The sequence below is a fragment of the Bradyrhizobium sp. S69 genome (assembly GCF_009766005.1).
Taxonomy (GTDB): Bacteria; Pseudomonadota; Alphaproteobacteria; order Rhizobiales; family Xanthobacteraceae; genus Bradyrhizobium.
Window position 1 is genome coordinate 118,624 of record NZ_LMUK01000047.1, and the last position, 4,660, is coordinate 123,283.

Sequence of the window (4,660 nt, forward strand, 5' to 3'; positions counted from 1 at the left end):
GAAACAAGTTCTGCAGCCGTCGTCAGTTCCAAGCCGAGGAGCAGCGCCCGTTCACCGCGGGAACACGCCTGCGTGAACCGGCTGTGTACCGTTCCGAACCAGCTTGCCGATCGCAGCGACCAACGGGTCCAAGCGCTCGCAATTTCGTGGCGCGTTAGTGGGATAGTATTAGATGGAACAAACGAACGTCATCGTGTTCCCCACCCAGCCACCCGCGTCCGAGCGTTTACGTCTTTACCGCGACGGTCCCTGCATCGTTCTCGTCCTGGCCGCGGTCCGCACACCCGATCGCGATTTCACCATGAAACGGCTGCGGGAACCGAAGGCGCCGACGTCATGTTGAGGTGCGGTCGTACGTCCGTGCGGCTCGAGTGATGACCTTCATACCCTCTGCTTCCTTCAATGCGCGACGCAGATTGCGCGCATCCAACAGCGCGGTTATGACATTCGCGTCCTGCACATGTTCTTCAAAAAAGATGACGACTTCGCAGCTTGGGCACTGCCGCGAGTAACCAGATTGCACCCGTCGAGCCCTGTCGCGAAAGGTGCACTGGCATCGCTTGCACTTGATTGAGATGGAGTCATCCATGCCATTCACATGGCAGTACAACTCGTTAAAAAACGTACGTCAGTGGATACGAAAAAGCCGCCGCTGGATTGAGTCAGCGACGGCTTAGGTATTTACGCGAACCAAGTCTCCCCAGACCGGATCAGGATAGCCCGCCCCGGCTAATAAAAACTTACGACCTCAGCAACCCGGTCCCGATCGGCAAGCTTCGCGCTCGCCCACAACATCCAGCCGGCGAAGCGTAGCCAGGAGCGCACGCTCAGCCTCATTTCAGCACCGGCACCGCACCGCCTGTATCGGTAAACTCGGCGATCTCCGCCGTCCCCGAGCCGAGCACCCCGGGCGATGATGATCCTGGGCTTCTGCGGCCCTGGCTTCATGGGCCATCTTTTTGTGCGGAGCAATCGAACTTGCCCCGGCTCTCCAGTTGCGGAATGATCAGGCGCGGTGCAGGACACCACGCCCGCCTGGTCGAGATGGGGCTGAAGGCGAAGAAATAGGGTATGGCCGTGGCTGAGAAGAATGCAAAGACCTGGACCAACGAGGAAGACGAACGGCTACGCGAGTTGGTCGTTTCGGAGGCCGAGTTTGCCGATATCGCAAAGTCCCTTGGTCGGACCGAGAAAGCCGTCAAAGCGCGGGCTTACATTCTGCGCCTATCGCTAAGGCGTATTGGTGTCAGGCGTCGCGGCCTGTCGAGATGGGGCTGAAGGTGAAGAGCAAAAACTGATGGCCACCCCGAGCTGCTGAGACCGGCGGCGCCTGGCTCATGCTGGCGCGCATCGGCGTACTGAAGGCGTTCCACCGCGACGTGGTGCGGGAGTTCAATCCCGACCGCAAAGAGCCGCATTGGGGCAAGCGGAGGCTGAAGCGGGACGAATGATCCCCCAGATTCGTTAGACATCACTCTCTCCCCATGGTTGTGTGTTGGCACAACAAAACCAAAGAGAGGGACTGGAAATGAGGAAGATTTTGATCAGGGGCAAACGATCCCGCCAAAACACCGACACCAGTGCAGCATCCTGAACGCGCTACCCCGCAGCCGGGCCACACTCCTGATCGAGCGACGCCACAACCTGGTCACTCACGTGACCGCGCCACGCCGCAGCCGGGGCATTCGCCGGACAGAGCTACGCCACAGCCTGGCAAGAAAAGCTGAACACACTCGCAATGTTCTGCGGGGTCTGTCGTTTCCCTGGTCGTGGCGACCTTCGTCTAGAGGTATCTTCTCAGACAAAAGCGACGGTCCGGCGGTGCTAATGAGGAGGGTAACGAGGTGAGCTTTTTCGACGATTTGAAGGGTTCGAGCTTCCACAAGGTTGTGCCTGCGGGCGACGGATGGTTTTCCCTCGCGTGCAGCGACGGGGCCCGGGAGGGCCGCGTTCAGTTCGTGAGCCTTGCAAAGGAAGCGATAGAGCGTGCTGCCGAGGAAGGTTACGAAGTGATCCTCGAACACGATAGTGCGCGCGACTCAATCGGCCTCGACAGAGTCGTTTTTGCCAAACTCGGCGATTGAGGCGCGGGCTCAGGCCCGCGCCCCGCTGGTTATCGTCTCCACCTCTTTGCATGAGCGGCCATCCGCTGCCGGTTGCGCTTCCTGACCGATCCTCACGGGCGGCTTTTGCCTGTTTATGTCGGGGATAAATTGAAAGCCCTTTCCTCGCCAAATCGGTTTCGATGCAGCCTCGGTATTTGCTCGCGCTGGTGAGGGGGGACGACCACGATGGGGAGGCGGAGGTGGACATTCGAAGAGGATCAGATCATCAGATCGAACCGGGGCAAGGCTGCCGCGCGTCAGCTTCCCGGTCGCACAGCCGGCGCTGTCGGTGCTCGGCGGACAAAACTCGGGGTTGGGCCTTCGCCGAACTATTGGACCAAGAGAGAGGATCGCCGGATTCTCAAGACCGCGGCGTTACCGGTGAAGAAGGCGGTGAAGCGTTTTAAGAACCGAAGCGCGGCTGCCATCCTTACGAGACGACAGCGTTTTGGATGCCATATGGGCACTTCTCGAACGCTTGCGAACGGCGACGAACGTGCACAATCGGACACCCCTTCCGGATCTTTTGGACTCCCGACCTCGAAAGGATCGGCTTTGAGTCAATCGGCGTTAAGAATCGATACTCTTCCGGGGCGCTTAGCACGCCCCCTTGCTCTCACCTTCCGGTTGCGGAATGATTGGCTGCGGTCGGAGGCCATCCGCAGTGGTCGAAATCGGGCTAAAAGCAAAGCGAGAGAAGGCATGACCAGTCGTCACGTGTGGTTCGCGGTTGCGTTTTTCGCCGCTATTGTCACAACCAAGGCAAATGCCGAAGCGGAAATCGATAAGTTGCAAGGTTGCCTTACCATAGAAGACGGGTCGAAAGAGCGGCTTGATTGCTACGACGGCGTCGTCCCGCCGGATCCAAAGCCAAAACCGCCAGCAGCAAAGGCCATCGCCGACTGCAAATTCCTGAAAGAGGAAGATGAACGGTTGGGCTGTTTCAATCGATTTCTCGTGAAGCCACCCGTTGCTGGTAAGAAAGGCCGCGCTAAAGTTCAACCGTCAAAGTAAGCGCTTGGTTGCGCCGAGGCTGAAGGCGAAGGGGAAATAATCGTTGCGTGTTACATTCGGAGCTTACCCATGAACATGGTCCGACGCTTATTCTTGATTGCGGCTTTCGTATTATTCGTTCAACCGGGCTTCGCTCAAAAGCTGGTCGATCCTAACGTTGTTGCCCCTGAATTCCGCGCGGCTGCGGAAAAACGGCGGGCTGAACAAATCAAACTGAATGAATGTGCCAAAATGGCCGTTGATGCCAAGGTCCTAAAAAGGGATCAAGCCACGTTTATCTCCGGTTGCGTGGACAGCAACAACCCGGCGGCGACCAGCGACGCCGCCAAATGATCTTCACGGGCTAATGGCCCAGATCTTTCCAAGCAAGCCGCGGCAGACCGGTGGCGACTTGCGCCATCTGAATTACACAGTGAAAGTGATCAGTTTTGGGTCGAGAGCCCCTTGCCCTCGCTCTCCGATTGAGGCGGCATAAGGGCCGCCACGAACCCGGGCAGAGCGGGAGCGCCCGCAGAAGCGGTGACTTCGGTCATTGGATAGATCCTCAAATATGGTGAACGGACTACCGCGAGTCCTGGGAAGACGGTGCACGGGTGATCCGGGTGACGCTGGTGCGAAAGGTGCGCTGGTGCTTGATGATCCTGCACCGCCTGAAGGCGCGAACCCCGACCAACAGACAAAGGACATCTACAGCGAGCCCGCACAGGAAGGCGATGTCGGTCATGGCATGGGCTTCCGAGCGGGCTTAAAAAAATCTGTAGTTGCGCTGCGTGATCGAGTCGCGCGGCCTTTGCATTCGGTCAAATTGCTGGCCGTAAGATGAAACTCGGATTGGACCCACCGAGGCTAACGCAGCGCTCGTTTCGAGGGCATTCAGCGAAAGCAGTCTCCTGGCACATCCTGCGGGCGACGCGGCAGCGCGCGCGGACCGGCTCAGGGTATGCGACGCGGTGCCATTGAAGCTCAGAGAGCAATGGCTGAACGCAAGTAGGCATCCGGCCTTGCACGTCACGATTGTGGTAAAACGGCAACGGTGGCTGTCCTTTACAATGCCAATCGTTGCTTCTCGCGGTCACGGCTGACACAATATACAAGGCATTTTTCTGCACGCTAAGCTGGGCTTGAGGAGCAGACGAGCGATGGCGATTCACAAGCGGGTTTGCACTATCCGTGCCGCCTGCATGATGGTTGCTGTGCTCATCGCGTCGGTCGTCGGCGCTAGCCGCGATGCCCAAGCCCAAACACGACCGCCGTCGGTGACCTCCATCGCGCCGAACAGCGGTCCTGCAGCGGGGGGCACGTCGGTGACCATCACCGGCACTTCATTCACCGGGGCAACCGCGGTGAAGTTCGGCGGAGCCGCGGCGACCTCCTTCACTGTCAACAGCGCGACGTCGATCACAGCGACCTCTCCCGCTGGCAGCGGCACGGTGGATGTGACAGTGACGAATTCGGGCGGCACCAGCGCCACCAGTTCGGCGGACCAGTTCACGTATGTCTCAGCGCCGTCGGTGACCTCCATCGCACCGAACAGCGGTCCT

8 protein-coding genes are annotated in these 4,660 nt (G+C 59.0%); 7 read left to right on the plus strand and 1 reads right to left on the minus strand.

All coding sequences use genetic code 11. From position 1 onward, the window contains the following. Positions 1-172 precede the first annotated feature (172 nt). A complete protein-coding gene (locus tag GSQ88_RS28355; protein ID WP_159011097.1) occupies positions 173-343 on the plus strand; it encodes a hypothetical protein in 171 nt (56 codons plus the stop codon). Here GSQ88_RS28355 and GSQ88_RS28360 read toward each other — a convergent pair. Further along, complete coding sequence (locus tag GSQ88_RS28360) at positions 335-589, minus strand: hypothetical protein (protein WP_159011098.1); 255 nt, start codon at positions 587-589, stop codon at positions 335-337. The two genes, GSQ88_RS28355 and GSQ88_RS28360, sit on opposite strands and share 9 nt — an antisense overlap. Positions 590-1,077: 488 nt before the next feature. Between GSQ88_RS28360 and GSQ88_RS28365 the strand changes: the two genes are divergently transcribed. The 6 genes from GSQ88_RS28365 to GSQ88_RS28385 all read left to right on the plus strand — a co-directional run. After that, positions 1,078-1,278 (plus strand): SANT/Myb-like DNA-binding domain-containing protein, encoded by a 201-nt coding sequence (locus tag GSQ88_RS28365; RefSeq protein WP_210253909.1) that lies wholly within the window; start codon positions 1,078-1,080, stop codon positions 1,276-1,278. Positions 1,279-1,844: 566 nt separating this feature from the next. Further along, positions 1,845-2,084, plus strand: coding sequence for a hypothetical protein (locus tag GSQ88_RS28370; protein WP_159011100.1), 240 nt, complete (start codon positions 1,845-1,847; stop codon positions 2,082-2,084). A gap of 723 nt (positions 2,085-2,807) precedes the next feature. Next, positions 2,808-3,119 (plus strand): hypothetical protein, encoded by a 312-nt coding sequence (locus tag GSQ88_RS28375; protein ID WP_246785074.1) that lies wholly within the window; start codon positions 2,808-2,810, stop codon positions 3,117-3,119. Between the two features lie 69 nt (positions 3,120-3,188). Continuing rightward, the gene (locus tag GSQ88_RS28380) at positions 3,189-3,452 is read left to right on the plus strand and encodes a hypothetical protein (RefSeq protein WP_349628242.1); all 264 of its coding nucleotides are present in this window, start codon (positions 3,189-3,191) and stop codon (positions 3,450-3,452) included. 295 nt (positions 3,453-3,747) lie between these two features. Next, on the plus strand, positions 3,748-3,942 hold the full coding sequence (locus tag GSQ88_RS35355) for a hypothetical protein (RefSeq protein WP_210253910.1): 195 nt from the start codon (positions 3,748-3,750) through the stop codon (positions 3,940-3,942). Between the two features lie 361 nt (positions 3,943-4,303). Further along, positions 4,304-4,660 (plus strand): IPT/TIG domain-containing protein (locus GSQ88_RS28385; protein ID WP_246785078.1); only part of this gene is annotated, 357 nt, incomplete at its 3' end.